Source organism: Kitasatospora sp. NPDC047058, from assembly GCF_040643935.1.
GTDB lineage: Bacteria > Actinomycetota > Actinomycetes > Streptomycetales > Streptomycetaceae > Kitasatospora.
In genome coordinates this window covers 1-18,502 of sequence record NZ_JBEYVJ010000051.1, presented here as the reverse complement: position 1 = coordinate 18,502, position 18,502 = coordinate 1, and the positions used below count along the sequence as shown (strand labels likewise).

Annotated in this window: 16 protein-coding genes; 9 read left to right on the top strand and 7 right to left on the bottom strand. The window is 70.7% G+C overall.

All coding sequences use genetic code 11. The annotated features are described in order from the left end of the window. Positions 1-11: 11 nt before the first annotated feature. Both ABZ885_RS10910 and ABZ885_RS10905 read right to left on the bottom strand, forming a co-directional pair. A complete protein-coding gene (locus ABZ885_RS10910; RefSeq protein ID WP_360186270.1) occupies positions 12-1,370 on the bottom strand; it encodes an aspartate aminotransferase family protein in 1,359 nt (452 codons plus the stop codon). A gap of 215 nt (positions 1,371-1,585) precedes the next feature. Beyond that, positions 1,586-3,031 carry a gamma-aminobutyraldehyde dehydrogenase gene (locus tag ABZ885_RS10905; protein WP_360186267.1) on the bottom strand — a complete coding sequence of 482 codons (1,446 nt, stop codon included), beginning with the start codon at positions 3,029-3,031 and terminating at the stop codon, positions 1,586-1,588. Positions 3,032-3,331: 300 nt separating this feature from the next. On the opposite strand from ABZ885_RS10905, the gene ABZ885_RS10900 reads away from it, so the two are divergent. From ABZ885_RS10900 to ABZ885_RS10885, 4 genes are all read left to right on the top strand, one after another. Then, positions 3,332-3,805, top strand: a complete 474-nt coding sequence (locus ABZ885_RS10900) for an Lrp/AsnC family transcriptional regulator (RefSeq protein WP_030306695.1) — start codon at positions 3,332-3,334, stop codon at positions 3,803-3,805. Further along, a complete protein-coding gene (locus tag ABZ885_RS10895) occupies positions 3,802-5,196 on the top strand; it encodes an aspartate aminotransferase family protein (RefSeq protein ID WP_360186265.1) in 1,395 nt (464 codons plus the stop codon). Before ABZ885_RS10900 ends, ABZ885_RS10895 begins: the two co-directional genes overlap by 4 nt. Before the next feature lie 211 nt (positions 5,197-5,407). Next, complete coding sequence (locus tag ABZ885_RS10890) at positions 5,408-6,193, top strand: ATP-binding cassette domain-containing protein (RefSeq protein WP_360186262.1); 786 nt, start codon at positions 5,408-5,410, stop codon at positions 6,191-6,193. A 27-nt stretch (positions 6,194-6,220) separates the two neighbouring features. Next, on the top strand, positions 6,221-7,372 hold the full coding sequence (locus ABZ885_RS10885; RefSeq protein WP_360186260.1) for a hypothetical protein: 1,152 nt from the start codon (positions 6,221-6,223) through the stop codon (positions 7,370-7,372). A gap of 84 nt (positions 7,373-7,456) precedes the next feature. Here the strand turns inward: ABZ885_RS10885 and rlmN are convergent, their stop codons facing one another. From rlmN to ABZ885_RS10865, 4 genes are all read right to left on the bottom strand, one after another. Then, the gene (gene rlmN, locus ABZ885_RS10880; protein ID WP_360186257.1) at positions 7,457-8,557 is read right to left on the bottom strand and encodes a 23S rRNA (adenine(2503)-C(2))-methyltransferase RlmN; all 1,101 of its coding nucleotides are present in this window, start codon (positions 8,555-8,557) and stop codon (positions 7,457-7,459) included. 134 nt (positions 8,558-8,691) lie between these two features. Continuing rightward, positions 8,692-9,096, bottom strand: coding sequence for a DUF6193 family natural product biosynthesis protein (locus ABZ885_RS10875; RefSeq protein WP_360186255.1), 405 nt, complete (start codon positions 9,094-9,096; stop codon positions 8,692-8,694). Then, entirely contained in the window at positions 9,093-10,607 is a 1,515-nt protein-coding gene (locus ABZ885_RS10870; RefSeq protein WP_360186252.1) for a peptide deformylase, read from the bottom strand. Before ABZ885_RS10870 ends, ABZ885_RS10875 begins: the two co-directional genes overlap by 4 nt. A 162-nt stretch (positions 10,608-10,769) precedes the next feature. Next, positions 10,770-11,150, bottom strand: a complete 381-nt coding sequence (locus ABZ885_RS10865) for a GntR family transcriptional regulator (RefSeq protein WP_360186249.1) — start codon at positions 11,148-11,150, stop codon at positions 10,770-10,772. Between the two features lie 174 nt (positions 11,151-11,324). On the opposite strand from ABZ885_RS10865, the gene ABZ885_RS10860 reads away from it, so the two are divergent. The 5 genes from ABZ885_RS10860 (at position 11,325) to ABZ885_RS10840 (ending at position 17,305) form a co-directional block, all read left to right on the top strand. After that, the gene (locus ABZ885_RS10860; RefSeq protein ID WP_360186246.1) at positions 11,325-11,771 is read left to right on the top strand and encodes a hypothetical protein; all 447 of its coding nucleotides are present in this window, start codon (positions 11,325-11,327) and stop codon (positions 11,769-11,771) included. A 672-nt stretch (positions 11,772-12,443) separates the two neighbouring features. Beyond that, positions 12,444-13,022 carry a hypothetical protein gene (locus ABZ885_RS10855; RefSeq protein ID WP_360186243.1) on the top strand — a complete coding sequence of 193 codons (579 nt, stop codon included), beginning with the start codon at positions 12,444-12,446 and terminating at the stop codon, positions 13,020-13,022. Next, positions 13,022-14,335 carry a DUF3987 domain-containing protein gene (locus tag ABZ885_RS10850; protein ID WP_360186241.1) on the top strand — a complete coding sequence of 438 codons (1,314 nt, stop codon included), beginning with the start codon at positions 13,022-13,024 and terminating at the stop codon, positions 14,333-14,335. The genes ABZ885_RS10855 and ABZ885_RS10850 overlap by 1 nt, the downstream gene beginning before the upstream one ends. A gap of 1,284 nt (positions 14,336-15,619) precedes the next feature. Continuing rightward, on the top strand, positions 15,620-15,850 hold the full coding sequence (locus ABZ885_RS10845; protein ID WP_360186237.1) for a helix-turn-helix domain-containing protein: 231 nt from the start codon (positions 15,620-15,622) through the stop codon (positions 15,848-15,850). Positions 15,851-16,063: 213 nt separating this feature from the next. Next, positions 16,064-17,305, top strand: coding sequence for a site-specific integrase (locus tag ABZ885_RS10840; RefSeq protein ID WP_360186234.1), 1,242 nt, complete (start codon positions 16,064-16,066; stop codon positions 17,303-17,305). A gap of 216 nt (positions 17,306-17,521) precedes the next feature. On the opposite strand, the gene ABZ885_RS10835 is transcribed toward ABZ885_RS10840, so the two are convergent. After that, complete coding sequence (locus tag ABZ885_RS10835) at positions 17,522-18,493, bottom strand: phosphatidate cytidylyltransferase (protein WP_360186314.1); 972 nt, start codon at positions 18,491-18,493, stop codon at positions 17,522-17,524. Positions 18,494-18,502 lie beyond the last annotated feature (9 nt).

Sequence of the window (18,502 nt, the reverse complement as noted above, 5' to 3'; positions counted from 1 at the left end):
CTGTCGGTACGTCAGACAGTGTGCGCGTCGGTGAGCGACAGCACCTCGTCGAGCACCGCGAGGCCCGTCTTCGCCTCCTCCTCGGTGACGGTGCACGGCGGGACGACGTGGAAGCGGTTCATGTTGACGAACGGCCAGAGGCCGCGCTGCTTGCAGGCGGCGGCCAGCTCGGCCATCGGCGCGTTGGCGGCGCCGGACGCGTTGTACGGCACCAGCGGCTCGCGGGTGGTCCGGTCCTTCACCAGGTCCAGCGCCCAGAACACGCCGAGGCCGCGCACCTCGCCGATCGACGGGTGGCGCTCGGCCAGCTCGCGCAGGCCGGGGCCGAGCACGTCCTCGCCGATCCGCTTCGCGTTCTCGACGATGCCCTCCTCCGCCATCGTGTTGATGGTGGCGACGGCCGAGGCGCAGGCGAGCGGGTGGCCGGAGTAGGTGAGCCCGCCGGGGAACGGGCGCTCGTCGAAGGTGGCGGCGATCTCCGCGCTGATCGCCACGCCGCCCAGCGGCACGTAGCCGGAGTTGACGCCCTTGGCGAAGGTCAGCAGGTCCGGGGTGACGCCCCAGTTGTCGGCGGCGAACCACGCGCCGGTGCGGCCGAAGCCGGCCATCACCTCGTCCAGGATGAAGACGATCCCGTACCGGTCGCAGATCTCCCGCACCCCGGCCAGGTAGCCCGGCGGCGGGATCAGGATGCCGGCGGTGCCGACCACCGTCTCCAGGATGATCGCCGCGATGGTGCCCGGGCCCTCGAACGCGATCACCTCCTCCAGGTGCCGCAGCGCGCGCTCGCACTCCTGCGCCTCGTTCTCGGCGTGGAAGTTCGAGCGGTAGGCGTACGGGCCCCAGAAGTGGACGACGCCGGAGACGCCGGTCTCGTTGGCCCAGCGGCGCGGGTCGCCGGTGAGGGCGATCGCGTTGGCGGTGGCGCCGTGGTACGAGCGGTAGGTCGACATGATCTTCTGCCGGCCGGTGTGCAGCCGGGCCAGCCGGATGGCGTTCTCGTTGGCCTCGGCGCCGCCGTTGGTGAAGAAGATCTTGTCGAGGTCGCCGGGGGTGCGCTCGGCGATCAGCCGGGCCGCCTCGCTGCGGGACTCGACGGCGAAGCCGGGCGCGATGGTGCAGAGCTTCGCGGCCTGCTCCTGGATCGCCGCGACCACCTTCGGGTGCTGGTGCCCGATGTTGGTGTTCACCAGCTGCGAGGAGAAGTCCAGGTAGCGGTTGCCCTCGTAGTCCCAGAAGTAGGAGCCCTCGGCGCCGGCCACCGCGAGGGGGTCGATCAGCGCCTGGGCGGACCACGAGTGGAAGACGTGCGCGCGGTCGGCGGCCTTGACGGCCTGGCCGGCGGCTGAGTCAGCGGTGGGGATGCTCATGCCGCAAGGCTAGGTAGTGCCGCCCGCGAAATGCAGGTTCATCTTGTCAGGCGGTCACGCGATCGGCCGACAGGGTGACAAGACACAGGGCCCGGGTCGAAACGACCCGGGCCCATTGTCAGTTCAAACGATTGGTCAGATCGCGGTCATACGGGTCCGATCGGTCACGACCCGCTCAGATCGCGGTCATACAACTCCGATCGGTCACGACCCGCTCAGATCGCGGTCATGACGTGCTTCACGCGGGTGTAGTCCTCGAAGCCGTAGGAGGAGAGGTCCTTGCCGTAGCCGGACTTCTTGAAGCCGCCGTGCGGCATCTCGGCGACCAGCGGGATGTGGGTGTTGATCCACACGCAGCCGAAGTCCAGCCGGCGCGACATCCGCATGGCGCGGGCGTGGTCCTTGGTCCACACCGAGGAGGCCAGTGCGTACTCGACGCCGTTGGCGTAGTCGACGGCCTGGTCCTCGTCGGAGAACTTCTGCACGGTGATGACCGGGCCGAAGACCTCGTTCTGGATGATCTCGTCGTCCTGGTTCAGGCCGGAGACGACGGTCGGGGCGTAGAAGTAGCCCTTGTCGCCGACCTGGTGGCCACCGGCCTCGACCTTGGCGTGCGAGGGCAGACGGTCGATGAAGCCGACGACCTGCTTCAGCTGGTTGGCGTTGTTCAGCGGGCCGTAGAGCACGTCCTCGTCGTCCACGCCACCGGTCTTGGTCTCGGCCGCGGCCTTGGCCAGCGCCTCGACGAAGGCGTCGTGGATCGACTCGTGCACCAGCACGCGGGTGGCGGCCGTGCAGTCCTGGCCGGCGTTGAAGAAGCCGGCCACGGAGATGCCCTCGACCGCCTCGGCGATGTCGGCGTCCTCGAAGACCACGACCGGGGCCTTGCCGCCCAGCTCCAGGTGGACGCGCTTGACGTCCTTGGAGGCGGACTCGGCGACCGAGATGCCGGCCCGCACCGAACCGGTGATGGAGGCCATCGCCGGGGTCTTGTGCTCGACCATCAGCTTGCCGGTCTCGCGGTCACCGCAGATGACGTTGAAGACGCCGGCCGGCAGCTCCAGCTCCTTGAGGATGCCGCCGATGATCTCGGCCAGCAGCACGGTGGACGCCGGGGTGGTGTCGGACGGCTTGAGGACCACGGTGTTGCCCGCGGCGATGGCCGGGGCGAACTTCCAGACGGCCATCATCATCGGGTAGTTCCACGGCGCGACCTGGGCGCAGACGCCGACCGGCTCACGGCGGATGATCGAGGTCATCCCGTCCATGTACTCGCCCGCGGCCTTGCCCTCCAGCAGGCGGGCGGCGCCGGCGAAGAAGCGGATCTGGTCGACCATCGGGCCGATCTCCTCGGAGAGGGTCAGCGCGCGCGGCTTGCCGGTGTTGCGCACCTCGGCGTCGACGATCTCGTCGGCGCGCGCCTCGACCGCGTCCGCGATCTTCAGCAGCAGCTTCTGCCGGGTGCTCGGGGTGGCGTCGCGCCAGGCCGGGAACGCGGCGTCGGCGGCGGCCATGGCGGCATCGACGTCGGAGGCGCCCGACAGCGGCGACGTCGCGTAGACCTCACCGGTGGTGGGGTCCACGATGTCGAGGGTGCGGCCGTCCGCCGCATCGACGAACTCACCGTTGATGTAGTTACGCAGCGTGCGAAGGTCGCTCACGGGTCTCTCCTCGGTCTGGGCCTGCGGCGTTGCAGTTCCGGCGCCATGGTACGTCGGCGGGTGCGACGGACGAAGAGCGCCGAGTGGCCGCGCCGGAGGCGGCGCGGTCCACTGGTTTGGCGGAACGCGGGCGGCGCTGCGGAGCAGCGCGCGTACCGTGGCCAGGGTAGCTGGATTACTGCCGAGTTCGACAGGCCAAGTCCGGCCACGCAATGAAATCCGTACGCGATTTCCAAGATCGCGACGAAATCAGTAGTTTCCTCGCTTGCGAACGTGGGAACGATCAGGCACAGTTGCGGCGTGGCCAACCGCGACCGGAACGCCAGCGTTCCCCTCGACGCCGCCTCCAAGGCGATCATCGAGCAACTCCAGGAGGACGGGCGTCGTCCGTACGCCGCCATCGGCAAGGCCGTCGGCCTGTCCGAGGCGGCCGTACGACAGCGCGTCCAGAAGCTGCTCGACCAGGGCGTGATGCAGATCGTCGCCGTCACGGACCCGCTCACCGTCGGCTTCACCCGCCAGGCGATGGTCGGCATCCGGGTCGAGGGCGACATCGAGCCCGTCGCCGACGCACTGGCCGCCCTCGACGAGGTCGACTACGTCGTCTGCACCGCAGGCTCGTTCGACCTCCTGGCCGAACTGGTCTGCGAGGACGACGAGCACCTGCTCGAAATGATCAACAAGCGCATCCGCGCGCTTCCCGGCGTGCGGAGCACCGAGAGCTTCGTTTACCTGAAGCTCCGGAAACAGACCTACACCTGGGGCACCCGATGACAGCCGACCCGGCGCAGAAGGACCTTTCCAAGACCGCCTACGACCACCTGTGGATGCACTTCACCCGCATGTCGTCGTACGAGAACTCCCCCGTGCCGACGATCGTCAAGGGCGAAGGCACCTACATCTGGGACGACAAGGGCCGGAAGTACATCGACGGCCTGGCCGGCCTGTTCGTCGTGCAGGCCGGTCACGGCCGCACCGAGCTCGCCGAGGTCGCCGCCAAGCAGGCCAAGGAACTCGCGTTCTTCCCGATCTGGAGCTACGCGCACCCGAAGGCCGTCGAGCTGGCCGAGCGCCTGGCCAACTACGCCCCGGGCGACCTGAACAAGGTCTTCTTCTCCACCGGTGGCGGCGAGGCCGTCGAGACCGCCTGGAAGCTCGCCAAGCAGTACTTCAAGCTGACCGGCAAGCCGACCAAGTACAAGGTCATCTCCCGGGCCATCGCCTACCACGGCACCCCGCAGGGCGCCCTGTCCATCACCGGCCTGCCGGGCCTGAAGGCCCCGTTCGAGCCGCTGGTGCCGGGCACCCACAAGGCGCCGAACACCAACATCTACCGCGCCCCGCAGTACCTCGAGGGCCCCGACGGCACCGTCGACCCCGAGGCCTACGGCCGCTGGTGCGCCGACCAGGTCGAGGAGGCGATCCTCTTCGAGGGCCCCGAGACCGTCGCCGCCGTCTTCGTCGAGCCGGTGCAGAACGCCGGTGGCTGCTTCCCGCCGCCGCCCGGGTACTTCCAGCGCCTGCGCGAGATCTGCGACCGCCACGACGTGCTGCTGGTCTCGGACGAGGTCATCTGCGCCTTCGGCCGCCTCGGCACCATGTTCGGCGCCGACAAGTTCGGCTACGTGCCGGACATGATCACCTGCGCCAAGGGCATGACCTCGGGCTACTCCCCGATCGGCGCCACGATCATCTCGGACCGCATCGCCGAGCCGTTCTACAAGGGTGACAACACCTTCCTGCACGGCTACACCTTCGCCGGCCACCCGGTCTCCTCGGCCGTGGCGCTCGCCAACCTCGACATCTTCGAGCGCGAGGGCCTGAACCAGCACGTGCTCGACAACGAGTCGCGCTTCCTGGGCACCCTGAGCAAGCTGCGCGACCTGCCGATCGTCGGCGACGTCCGCGGCAACGGGTACTTCTACGGCATCGAGCTCGTCAAGGACAAGGTCACCAAGGAGACCTTCAACGACGAGGAGACCGAGCGCGTGCTCTACGGCTTCCTGTCGAAGGCGCTCTTCGACAACGGCCTGTACTGCCGCGCCGACGACCGTGGCGACCCGGTCGTCCAGCTGGCCCCGCCGCTGATCTCCGACCAGTCGACCTTCGACGAGATCGAGCAGATCCTGCGGACCAGCCTCACCGACGCGTGGGCGAAGCTCTGATCACCTGATCCTCCTTCCCCACCCTCCGCCGAAGGGCGGTCCTGCTTCCCGCGGGGCCGCCCTTCGGTGTTTTCGGCAGATCACTCCGGCCAAACACGCCTGATTGCGGGTGATTTGCCCCTGATGGGCCAGTGCGCCGCACCCGCGACCGGTCCCGATCGTTCTAATCTGACGACTGTCATATCCCTGCGGCCACCCAGGATGGAACCTCATGTCAGCGGCCCCGCCTGACAACGACGTGCTGTGGGCCCGGGGGATCGTCAAGTCCCATCACGGCACCCCCGCCCTGCGCGGAATCTCGCTCGGCGTCCGGGAGGGCGAGGTGCTGGCCGTCACCGGCCCGCGCGGCTCCGGCAAGAGCACCCTGCTCGGCTGTCTCTCCGCCCTCCTCCCGGTCGACGAGGGCGAGGTCTGGTTCAACAGCGCCCCCGTCCACACCCTCGGCCGGTCCGGCCGCGAACGGCTGCGCCGGGACCGCTTCGGCTTCGTCGGCTCCGAACCGCACCTGGTGCCCGAACTGACCGCCCGGGAGAACGTCGCGCTGCCGCTGCTGCTGGCCGGAGCCGGCGACAAGGCCGCGTACACCGCCGCCGACGAGTGGCTGGAGCGCCTGGACGTCGGCGGCACCGCCCGGCTGCGGCCCGACCGGCTGGTCCAGAGCCAGCGCCAGCGGATCGCCGTCGCCCGCGCGCTCGCCCCGCTCCCGCCGGTCGTCTTCGCCGACGACCCCACCGCCCCGCTGCACCGCGAGGCCGCCGACCAGGTCCTGCGGATACTGACCAGTGCGGCGCGCTCGCACCAGCTCACGCTCGTGCTGGCCACCCACGACCCCGAGCTCGTCCGGTTCGCGGACCGTGCCGTCGCCCTCGTCGACGGACGGCTGGCCGCGCCCGCCGCGCCCGTGCCGCGCACCACCACGGCCCCGGCCGGGACGGCCGGAACCACCGCCGCGCCGGGAACCGCCGGGGCGTCCGCCGTGTCGGCCACCCGCCGCTGACGCCGCCCCGCCGCTGAAAGAGTCGACGTGTTCTATCTCCGTCTGGCCCGGGGCTACCGGGTGCTCGACCTCGGCCGCTGGCTGCTCACCGCCGTGGCCGGCGCGGTCGTCGCCGCCTTCCTCCTGAGAGCCCTCGGCCGGGCGATGAGCGGCCCGCCCGGCGGCGCCGGCACCGTCGCCCGCCTGCTCTGGTGCCTGCCGCCGCTGGCCGCCGTCGCCTGGTTCGGCGCCGTGGCCGCCCGGGCGGTGCCCGCCCAGCGCCCCGAGCGGATCACCGGCCTCACCGCGGCCGGTGCCGGGGCGGCCCGGATCCGCGCCCTGATCGCCGGCGAGGTCGCGCTGGCCTGCGCCCTCGGCTCGGCGCTGACCCTGCTGCTCTTCCTGGTCCTGCGCAACGACATCGCCGGGCCCTCGCTCGCCGCCGACCTCGGCATGGGCGTCCGGCTGCCGGCCGCCGCGCCGGTCACCCTGCTCGCGCTGGTCCCGCTGACCGCCGGGGCCGCCGCGGCCGGGGCGGTGCCGGTCGCCGAGACGCTGCCCGGCCGCCCCCGGCCCGCCCGGACCGGCTTCGGCCCGTGGCGGATCGCGGTGCCGGTCGGCCTGACGGTGATCGGCCTCGCGCTGGAGCTGATCGCCCTGCGGCCCGGCGCCGCCGTCGACGGCCGGCCGATCCACCTGCCGGCCGGCCTCGGCACCACCAGCACCGCCGCCCTCGGCGGCTGGGCGGCGAGCGCCCTCGGCCTCGCCCTGCTCACCGGCCCGCTGCTCTCCTGGGCCGGCCGGCTGCTCGCGCTCGGCCGGCCGACCCCGCTGCGGCTGCTGGCCGGACGGGGGCTGACCGCCCAGGCCCGGCGGCTCGGGCCGCCGCTGGCCGTGCTCGCCCTGGCGCTCGCGCTGGTGCTCACCACCATCCGCTACTGGATCGGCACGCCCGGCAGCGCCGACGCCCTGCCCGCGGTCGAGGCCTGCCTGGTGCTGGGCTGCACGGCCGCCGCCGTGGTGGTCCGGCTGGCCGAGCTCCGCACCGCCCGCCGGGACGTCGCCGACGCGCTGCTGCGGCTCGGCGCCGCGCCCCGGCTGCTGGCCGGGGCGGTGGCGCTGCGGACCCTGGCGGTCGGCACGGTGCTGCTGGCCACCGGCGGGCTGACCGCCGTCCTGGCGGCCGCCGGGCTCCGCTGAGCCGGCGGCCGCTCCGGCCGGCCGGTGCCAGCTGTTCCGCCCGTCCCGCCCGTCTTGCCTGTCTTGCCTGTCCTGCCGCTGCGGTCAGCCGGCCGCGGCGAGCTGGCCGCAGGCGCCGTCGATCTCCTGGCCGCGGGTGTCGCGGACGGTGGTCGGCACGCCGTGCGCCTGGAGCCGGCGGACGAACTCGCGCTCGTCCTCGGGCCGGGAGGCCGTCCACTTGGAGCCCGGGGTCGGGTTCAGCGGGATCAGGTTGACGTGCACCCGGTGGTTCTTGATCAGCCGGCCGAGCAGGTCCGCCCGCCACGCCTGGTCGTTGATGTCCTTGATCAGCGCGTACTCGATGGAGATCCGGCGGCCGGACTTCTCCGCGTAGTTCCACGCCGCGTCCAGGACCTCGGCGACCTTCCACCGGGTGTTCACCGGCACCAGCTCGTCCCGCAGCTCGTCGTCCGGGGCGTGCAGCGACAGCGCCAGCCGGCAGGACAGGCCCTCGTCGGCGAGCCGGTTCATCGCGGGGACGAGGCCGACGGTGGAGACGGTGATGCCGCGCTGGGAGAGGCCGAAGCCGTCCGGCGCCGGGTCGGTGAGCCGGCGGATCGCAGCCAGCACCCGGTTGTAGTTGGCCAGCGGCTCGCCCATGCCCATGAAGACGACGTTGGACAGCCGGGCCTCGCCGCCGGGGATCTCGCCGGCCTTGAGCGCGCGCATCCCGGCCGCGATCTGCTCGACGATCTCGGCGGTGGAGAGGTTGCGGGTCAGCCCGGCCTGGCCGGTCGCGCAGAACGGGCAGTTCATGCCGCAGCCGGCCTGGGAGCTGATGCACATGGTGACCCGGTCGGGGTACCGCATCAACACCGACTCGACGAGCGTGCCGTCGAACAGCTTCCACAGCGTCTTGCGGGTGGTGTCGTCGTCGCACGAGACGTGCCGGACCACCGACATCAGCTCGGGCAGCAGGCCGCCGGTGAGCTTCTCCCGGCTGGTCGCGGGGATGTCCGTCCAGTTCGCCGGGTCGTTCGACATCCGGCCGAAGTAGTGGTTGGAGAGCTGCTTCGCGCGGAACGGCTGCTCGCCCAGCTCGGCGACGGCCTCCTTGCGCTCGGCGGGGCTCAGGTCGGCGAGGTGTCGCGGGGGCTTTGCGCCGCGCGGCGCGACAAAGGTGAGTTCTCCGGGCTTAGGCATGGTTGTTCCAGTGTCGCAGACGCCGAGGGCTGACCCCCGCGCTACAAGGGGTGGAGGACTCAGCGCTGGCTGTCATCTGTCATCGCTGGCCACCCTCGGACGGCCCACAGGCGGCCCAAACGCAGTCCCGGACCCTATAGCTGGAGGCGCCCCTCAATCACCCGGACCGCTACCATCACGGCCTCTTCCGCGCTAGTCGTTTCGAGCACGATCTCGGTCGGGGCGTGCTTGTAAGCGACTACGTAGCGGCTCTCTGGGTGCAGCGCGATGCAGATGGGAAGGACCTCACCTTCTGCCAGCCAGTGGGCCGGACCGGTGCTGAAACACAGGCGCGCGTGACTCGTGAAGGGGTAGAAGCAGCCGAGCGAGCTGCTCCGCGCCGCTTGGACCAGGGCGCCCAGGATGGGCGGCACCCAGGACTTTGTGGAGGCCCCGCCTCGCCGTTCGTCCCATGAGGCAGCCACAGCGGCCAGGTGCTCCCAGGCCGATGCGACTGACTCCCCACCGTGCTCGGAACGGTTCCCATCGGGCCCGATCATCGGCCGTCCGCTCCATAGGCCCAGCTCTGACCGGTCCCCCGGTACTCGGAGACGGGGATCGGCTCGGCACCGGGCCGCATCCGGGCCGTGTACAGGACACCCTCCAGGTGGTCGATCTCGTGGGCGACCAGGCGCGCGACGGCGTCCTCGAAGATGGTGATCCGACGCTGTCCGTCGATCTCCTGGTGTTCGACCGTGATGGCTCGCGGCCTGGGGACAACTCCGCGCACGTCGAAGAAGCTCCAGCAGCCCTCGTACTGTTCATCGTTCTCGGCGGACTCCTCGATCACACGGGGGTTCAGGAGCGTGATGGTCTCGCCGTCGGCGGTCCGGACGATCGCCGCCGCCCGGTCGATGCCGAGCTGAGGCGCAGCTACACCCATCCCCTTGCTGAAGACGTGGATGCCGGCGGCCCGCACGGCGGCCGCGTTCAGCTCAGCAACCACCCGCCGGACGTCCTCAGCCTCAACTGGCAGGTCGAACGGTCGGGCCCGGCTGGTGAGGATCGGGTCTCCTGCCTGGACTACGCCAATAGACCGCATCTTCTCGCTGGCAGTGGTGACGGACATCGGTGGCCTGGCCTCCTCGTGGTCAGGGCGGGCGCGGAACTTCCACTCCAGGCGAAAGCGGGCGTGGAGCGGTGGATCGTCAGTGGTCCAGGAGTACACGCGTCGATCCCCATCGGAGTCCTGCCGGATCGCGGTCCGGAAGGGGAACGCTGCGGCCGTCATGGTGGTCTCGGTGCCCCAGACTGCCGGGTCGAGGTCGGTGGGGAAGTTGAGCCGGACGCTCAGTCGCTGTGTGGGCAGCCGAACTGCGCGCTGGAACCAGTTCCCCCACTTGTCATCGCTCACCGTGTAGGAGTACTCGATCCAGGTCGTCTCGCCCGGATAGAGCGGGTACCGGCCGTAGTCGTTCTCGAAGAGGAGCCAGAGCTCCTTGAAAGAGTCTCGATCGTGCTGAACGCGCCAGCCTACGGGTTCACTGCCGACGGTGGCGCTTAGGTCGATCTCCTCCCACGTGAGGGGGTTCTCCCTGTAGTGGCGATTGGAGCGCTCAGGGTTGCCAGGGAAGCGATCGACCGAGATCCGGATCAGATACCGGGTGATCGGGTCCGGGCTCGCGTTGTACAGCTGGCGACGCTGGGTCGCCCGATAAGTCCGACCGTCGTAGTGCAGCTCGGCGTCCTCGTGTCGCACGATCAGGCTCGCTGGCTGAGCCTCTCCGGCCGACGGGTCCGCAACTGCCTGATGAGTCGCTGGCTCCGGCCGCCCCTGAGTCTCGATCTCGGCAAACACCCGCCGAAGCGCACCGCCGGCATGCAACACCCGGTCGGCTTGCTCGGCAAATGACCGAGAGGGCCGCTGCTGGCCGCTTTCCACCTTCGAGACGTACGAGGGTGTGTAGCCGACGGCCTTGGCCAGGGCTGACTGTGAGAGCCCGCGAACGTCCCGCCAGCGCTTGAGTTCTGCAATAAACGGCTCGGCTGGCTGCGGTGACTCGCTTGGCATCTCGTCCCCCTGATTGTGCCTGTGAGTGACCTGTGAGTGATCGACTCTCAGCCTGTAATCACTACCGTGAGCTGCGATTTGCTGACTGCGCCAGGGACGGAACCTACCGGACGGAAGGCAGCCAGCACCATGACACCAAAGGCCACATTGACTCCTCGTCAGCTATCGAAGTTGCGCGGACCGATCCTCCAGCAAGGCCTCTACAGCAGCCAGCCGCTCCGCCAGCTGCTCGACCTGGGCTTCGAGCGCGGCCACTCGGTCGGCCGTGGCGTCGGCCGGCCCGGCAGCAAGCGGCACGGGAGCAGGGTCGTCCGGGCGGCGAACGAACGTCCCGCGTCCCTGAGTCGAGGACACAAGACCCTCCTCTCGAAGCACCCGGACGCCACTCGACGCGGTCATCACCGCGACCTGGAACCGATCGGCCAGCTGTCGCGCAGACGGCAGCTTCTGGCCCGGCTGGAGCTTCCCGGAGCGGATCTCCTCCCGGAGTGCGTCGGCGACCTGGACATAGGGGGCGCGATGGTCATCGGTGGAGACAGTCATAGGGCCAGCGTATCCGCTGACACGAGCTAATACACCTAGACCCATTCGCTTGACAGGTTGATACACCTAGGTCAGCATAGGTGTCACAGCACGGCTTCCAAAACAGCTGTGGAGCGGCGTATCCAACCGCCAAGTCAGCACGCCGCTCCACGCCCCAGTGAAGGGAGTTCCATCATGCACGGATCGCTCGCCGCCCAGCCACTGACCATCGGCTCCGTCCGCACCTTCGTGGACGTGTGGGGAGAGCCCGAGGTGACCGAGACAGCCCCGCGTGTGGCGGTGCAGATGACCATGCACCTGTCCTTCGCGGAGATCCTCGGCCGCCTGTTGTTCACCCCGGGCGCGCTGCTGATGCGCGAGGACCTGGAGAGCGGCAACGAGGCGAAGATCGTTGGCTGCCTGTGGTTCGCGATGGCGCAGACCAACCTGGACGCGGCCGAGGACTTCGCGGACATGGCCATGGACATCTACACCGGCTGCCGGGAGTCCAACCTGCAGGACTTCGCGGTCCGGCTGGGCGCCGCCGTGACCCGCATCTTTGGTGTCACCGCCCCGCAGCCGCCCGCCGCCGGCACCGCCCTGGCCCTCTCCGGTTCGAGTACCCAGCGACTCGCCGCCTAACGCGTCTCCGGGTGAGCGCTCACCGGGCGCTCACCCGACCGGTCGGCGGCCCCATTTCAACCGCAGTCGGCCGACCTTCAAGGGCCCGCGCCCATCGGTGAACACCCGACTGTTCACCCGACTCCCGAACGCGTTCACCGGCGCTCACCGCCGACCGTTCCCGCGCCAAGGGAAGCGCTTTCCGCCCCTTCCCCTCAGGCATCGGTCGCCCGCTGACCAGGCATCACAAGCCGACCGCTACCCGACTCGCTCACCGGTGAACATCCCGGCCGTTCACCGGTGAGCGCCCCGACTCCAGCCCGACTCCCGACCCATGCAGGAGTAGCTGTGACCAGCAAGAACGGGGCCGACTCCCGCGCCCCCGAACCGCCACCACCCGGACCTGAAACCCCGGCCCGCGCGACTGAAACGGCCGACCGCAGCCCTGAAACCGGCCCCGCCGCAAGCACCGTTCAGGCGGCCGTTCACCTGACCGTTCACCGCGCCGCCGAAGCATTCGGCAGTGCCGTTGAAGCCCCGGCCCGCGCCCCTGAAACGACACCGGACGGACCTGAAACGGGCCCGCCGGTGGGCGTCGCCGACGGCGCCGTGAACGCCGCTCGCCGACCGGTGAACACCCCCGGCGCTGGCGCCGCTGAAACGCCGGACGGTGTCGTTGAAACGGACGGGGGCGTGCCTGAAGTCCTGCCCGACCCGATCGTTCTGCCGGCGCCGATGCGGGACGCGCACCGCGCCACCGCCCGGTGGGCGGCCGACCGGTTCCTGAAGACGCTCCAGCGCATCGTTCCGGCGGTGGTGATCGACAGGTGGGGCCAGCCGACCGGTATCCCGATCTACGGCTCGCCCGCGTTCGCCGCCCTCCCGGCCGGCGACCCGCGCCGGGAAGCCGCGCTCATCACGGCCGCCGAGGCGTGGCGTCAGGAAGCCGAGGACGCCCCTCTGCGCATCCACTGCGCCCTGCGCACGGACCTGGCGCTCGGTGAGCGGGCACGGGCCGCGTGGGTGGCCGAGGACGAAGCGTCCTGGCAACGCCTGGTGCGGGACGTGCGGGCCTGGTCCAACCACCCCACCGCCCTGGAACTGGCCGACCAGCGCACCCGCGCCGCCAAGGCCGCCCACCGGCCCGTCACCGCCTCCCCCGGCTGGCCGCCGGTCGCCATCCCCGGACAGCCCGGCTGGCACCGCCACCACCTTCCCGACGGCCGGCAGGCCGACCTGCCCGACACCACCGAGCTTGCGGAGAGCGCCTGATGCCCGTCGAACTCCACCTGGCCACCGCCCCCGACGGCCGACCATCCACCGCCCCGAACCCGCTGTACGACCCGTCGCCGGGCGTCGACCGCCCCACGCGGCCGGGCCCGGTGCCGGACCCGGAGGTGTTCTGCGGCTGGGTCGGGGACACCGTCCGCGACCTCGACCCGACCACCGAAGCCGACCCCGTCGGCGTCCTGGTGAACCTGTTGTCCGCCGGTGGCGCCGCGATCGGCCCGGGGCCGTTCATGTGGATCGGCAACGACCGCCACCCCGCCCTGATCTGGGCCCTCACCGTCGGCGCCACCGCTGCCGGCCGCAAAGGCGCGGGTACCAACACCGCGAAGCGGCTGTTCAAGGCCGCCGTGCCGGACTTCATCGCCTGCAACACCCGCTCCGGGCTGTCCTCCGGCGAGGGCCTGATCGAGATGGTGCGCGACGGGGACGGCGACAAGGACGCCGGCGTGGTCGACAAGCGACTGTGGGTCGTGGAGTCGGAGTACGGCGTCACCATGGCCCGCGGCCGGCGGGAAGGCTCGTCGCTGAGCGGCATCCTGCGACAGGCCTGGAACGGCGAGGACCTGGGCGTGATGAACCGGGACGCCCTGCACGCCACCGCCCCGCACATCGCCGTCATCGGCCACATCTCCCCGCGTGAGCTGCGGGCCAAGATGCAGGACGCCGAGATGGCCGGCGGCACCTACAACCGCTTCCTGCCGGTCTTCGTCCACCGCAACCTGCTCGACCCTGACGGCGTAGGCGCCCCCGACGCGCTGGTCGACAACCTCGCCACCGCGTGGAAGACCGTCCTCACGGACGCCCGCCGCGTCGGCGAGGTGCAGCTCACCCCGGACGCCGCCCAGCTCTGGCGCGAGGAGGTCTACCCGGCCCTGTGCGGCGACGAGAACGACGAAGGCCCCATCGGGGAGTTCACCGCCCGCGCCGCCCCCTACGCCAAGCGCACCGCCATGGTCTACGCCCTGCTCGACCACACCGACCGCATCGGCGAAACCCACCTCCGCGCCGCCTGGGCCCTCGTGCGGTACGCCCGCGCAAGCGCCGCCCACATCCTCGGACCGGCCGCCGCCGCCAGCACCGGTGACCCGCACCTGGACAAGCTCCTCAACGCGGTCAAAACCGCCGGGCCGTCCGGGATGACGCAGAGCCAAGTACAGGTGCTCCTGAAGCGGCTCAACGCCACCCAGCGCACCGACGTCACCGCCCGCCTGTGCCAGCTTCCCGGCTTCGCCGCCGTCCCCGTCGCCACCGGCGGACGCCAGCAGACCGTCTACCTCTACGCCCCGCCCGCCTGACAGGCGGTCCGGAAAGGCCGGAAAGGCCGTAAAGCCCCCTGACCTGCCCAAACACCTGGCGGAAAGTGGTCCGGAATGGTCCGCAAAGGGGTCCGCAACACCCCGGCCGCCCATCCTCCCGGACCCTTTCCGGACCATCGCGGACCACTTTCCGCCACACAAAACCCCAGCTCAAACCCCTTTCCGGGCTTTCCGGCCTTTCCGGACCACCCCCGGGACAATCACCACCGGCCCGCCGGCCGGGCTGCCCGTCAGGTGACAGGCGCCAGTCGGTGACTGTCACCGGGCCCGATTTCCCCAGGTAACGCGCGCGCGAGACCGACAGTCGGTGCCTGTCACCCCGCCTGTCACCCCCGCTGGCACCTGATCTTGAACCCTCTGGCACCACAGAACGGAGCCCCACCAATGACCCGCACACCCGCCGACCACCCTGCCCGGCCGCCCAGAAAGCGGGACGTCCCACCGGCCGCCACGACGCCCCGGGCACGCTCCCCACCAAGTCCCCGACCTGACCGAGGACCACCGCCAGGCCCTGGGGGAGTACCCGGTTCTCAGCCCCTCCCCCACCGCCCGGCAGACCGCCTAGAAGCGCTAGATGCGCAGGTCAGCCGTCTAGCGTCTACATCCAGCCCAAGATCTAGCCCCTCCCCGGAAGGGGATGCCGGCCAAGACCGCGCTGGCCGCCACGACGCCCTACAGCCGCCAGGCCCAGCGTCACCCCTCGCTAGGCCTAGCAACCTCGCTAGCGGCCGAACCCCGCCGCGACCAGCCACCCAGCGTCTAGCGCCCCAGCCGGCCGACCCCCGCAACCCGCCCGAACCAGGCCCGGCACCCCTCCGGCGGTCGCTAGGGGTCACCGGCAACGGTTTCCGGATCTCCCCCCACCCACCCCCACCCACCTCCCAAGCCCTCCCCCAGCCGCTCAGGGGCCCGGGAGGACGTTCTCCGGCCGGGTGGGGGGTGGGTGGGAGATCACCCTCCGTCACGTAGAGGCAAACCCCAACTGTCAGGCCCCAAGCGTCAGAAACCGTCTGACGCCGTTGACGGCCAGATCCCTAGGACAACGCGCACACGCGCGCGAGAAACCCCCGTCTGACACCTCTTCTGACGGCCCTGACGCCCCCTTCCTGACGCTCCTGACACCCAGCCCGGAAGCCGTTCTGACGGCCCTGACGCCCTCCAGACCGCACCCATCAGCCCACCGGGCGGCCTTCTGACACCTCTGACGGCCTCGCTGACACCCCTGACGCCGTCACCCACCGCAGCCAACCCCAGGAGAACACCTTGGCCAACCGGCAAGCCCCGGCCGCCACCCCGCCCGCCGTGGTGCCCCTGCCCACCCGCTTCCTCACCCCGGAGGACGTCGCCGCACTGTTCGGCGTCCCGCTGGAGACCGTCTACCAGTGGCGCCGCAAGCGCACCGGCCCGCCCGGCTTCCGCGTCGGCCGGCACCTCCGCTACCACCCCGACGCCGTCGCCCAATGGGTCACCGAACAGACCCACCAGGCCGCCTGAACCCTCAGGGAGGCGCCAGGGAGGCAGGGAGAACTCCCTGACTGCCTCCCTGACGCCCTTCCCTGCCCTGACCAGCAGGAACAGCACCGCAGGGAGGCAGGGAGGCGCCGCCTGACGGCACCCCGAAGCCCCGGAAACGGCCCGATCCCCGCCGCCGGCGCCTCCCTCCCTGCCCAGAACGCCCCACTCACGCCCACCACAAGGAGCTGGCCCATGGCCGGACACATCCAAGACCGCTGGTACAAGACCGAACCCGGCCCCGACGGCAAGCCCCGCCGCGTCCGCACCGACCGCCACGGCACCGGCATGCGCTACCGCGCCCGGTACATCGGGCCCGACGGCACCGAGAAGTCCAAGAGCTTCCCCGACCGCCAGAAGCGGTTGGCGGAGGACTGGCTGACCAACATCGAAGCCGACATGGCTCGCGGTGAGTACATCGACCCGAAGGCGTCCCGGACGACGTTCCAACAGTTCGCGGAGCGGTGGCTCAAGGCTCAGACCACCGACCCGGCCAGTCAGGTTCTGGTGGAGACCAGGTTGCGCCTACACGCGTTCCCCCGGATCGGTCGCCGACCGCTCGGCTCATTCCGGCCGTCCCACATCCAGGAACTGGTGAAGGAACTGGAGCTGAGCCCGATCTCGGGCGGGTACGCCCGGAACATCTACTCGGACGTACGGGCGGTCCTGTCTGCTGCTGTGGACGACGGGCTGTTGAGCCGCAATCCGTGCGGCGCCAAGTCGGTCCGGCCGCCGGCCACCGAGGCACGCCGGGTCGTGCCGTGGCTGCCCGAGCAGGTCTTCAAGGTCCGTGCCGCCCTGCCCGATCGTTACCAGGCCATGGCCGACCTCGGGGCCGGGTGCGGGTTACGGCAGGGCGAGATCATCGGTCTCGCGGAAGATGACGCGCTCAACTTCGAAGCAGGAACGGTCCGTGTGCTCCGCCAGGTAAAGCAGATCCGAGGGAAGGCGGTGTTCGCCCCGCCGAAGTGCAACAAGGAGCGAGACGTGCCGCTCCCCCGCTCCGTGGCTTCTGCCGTCCGGGCCCACATGGATGCCTGCAAGCCCGTGCCGGTCACACTTCCGTGGAAGACCCCGGACGGGCCGCCGGTCACCTTCCGGCTGCTGTTCAGCAACACCGCCGATGGACTGGTCTGGCGAAGCAACTTCAACCTCCAGGACTGGAAGCCCGCAATCGCGGCGGCCGGCCTCATCCCCACGCCCCGCAAGGGTGAGCCCTACGCCTCAGCGCGCGAGCACGGCATGCACGCCCTGAGGCACTTCTACGCCTCAGTGCTGCTGGATGCCGGCGAGAGCATCCGGGCCGTGAGCGACTACCTGGGCCACGCCGATCCGGCCCTGACGCTCCGGGTGTACGCCCACCTCATGCCGAACAGCCAGGACCGGGCCCGGAAGGCCGTCGACCGGCTGTTCCTGCCGGGCGAACCGACCACCTGACGGCCCAGGGACGGCCCAGGGCATGCGCGAGGGCCCCCTACTGGCGGTAAATCCGCTGGTAGAGGGCCCTTCGTTGCTTCACCCGTCAGTGTTCTCCGGGCTTAGGCATGGTTGTTCCAGTGTCGCAGACGCCGCGGGGGTCGCCGGACGGCGAAGGCCCCGAACGGCGAAGGCCCCGGACGCCAGGCGTCCGGGGCCCTGCTCGGTGCCGGGAGGTCAGCTGCCGACGAAGGCCGCCAGCAGCAGCCAGACCACCGGGGCGGTCGGCAGGAGCGAGTCCAGCCGGTCCATGATGCCGCCGTGGCCGGGCAGCAGCGTGCCCATGTCCTTGATGCCGAGGTCGCGCTTGATCATCGACTCGCCCAGGTCGCCCAGGGTCGCGGTGACCGCCGCGCAGCCGCCCAGGATCAGGCCCTGCCACCAGCTGCCGTCGTCGATGATCAGCTGCATCAGCAGGGCGCCCGCCAGCATCGACAGGCCGATGCCGCCGGCCAGGCCCTCGCGGGTCTTGCCGGGGCTGATCGTCGGCGCCAGCTTGGTCTTCCCGAACTTGTAGCCCACCGCGTACGCGCCGGTGTCGCTGCAGATCGTGACGATGAGGAAGAGCACGATCCGCTGGGGGCCGTCGTCGGCCGCCAGCATCAGGGCCACGAAGGTGGCCAGGAACGGCACGTAGAAGGCGGTGAACACACCCGCCGTTATGTCCCGGAGGTAGTTCTCCGGCGGCTCGGCCATCCGCCAGACCATGACCGCCAGCCCGGTCAGCGCCAGCGAGGCCGCAGCCCACTGCACGCCCGACCAGTAGCCGGTGGCGATCATCGCGATGCCGCCCGCGACCAGCGGGACCAGCGGCGCCTTGATCTGTTTGCGTTCGGACAGCCGGCTGGTCAGCTCCCAGACGCCGACCGACGCGGCCGCCATCACCACGACGAGGAACAGTGCCTTGACGACGAACAGCGAAGCGATGATCACCGCGCCGAGGCCTACCCCCACGCCTATCGCGGCCTGGAGGTTGCGACCACCGCGCTGCTTGCGCGCCTGCGGCTGCGGGTCGGGCTGGGCCACGGGTGTCTCCTGCCCCGGGTGGGACGACGGCACAGGGTGGGGCTGCCCGGCCGCCGGGTGGCTCTGCGGCGGCGCGGGGTGCGCCGGGGCCCCCGGGTGCGGCGGGCCGCCGGGGGCGTGCACGGGTGCGGG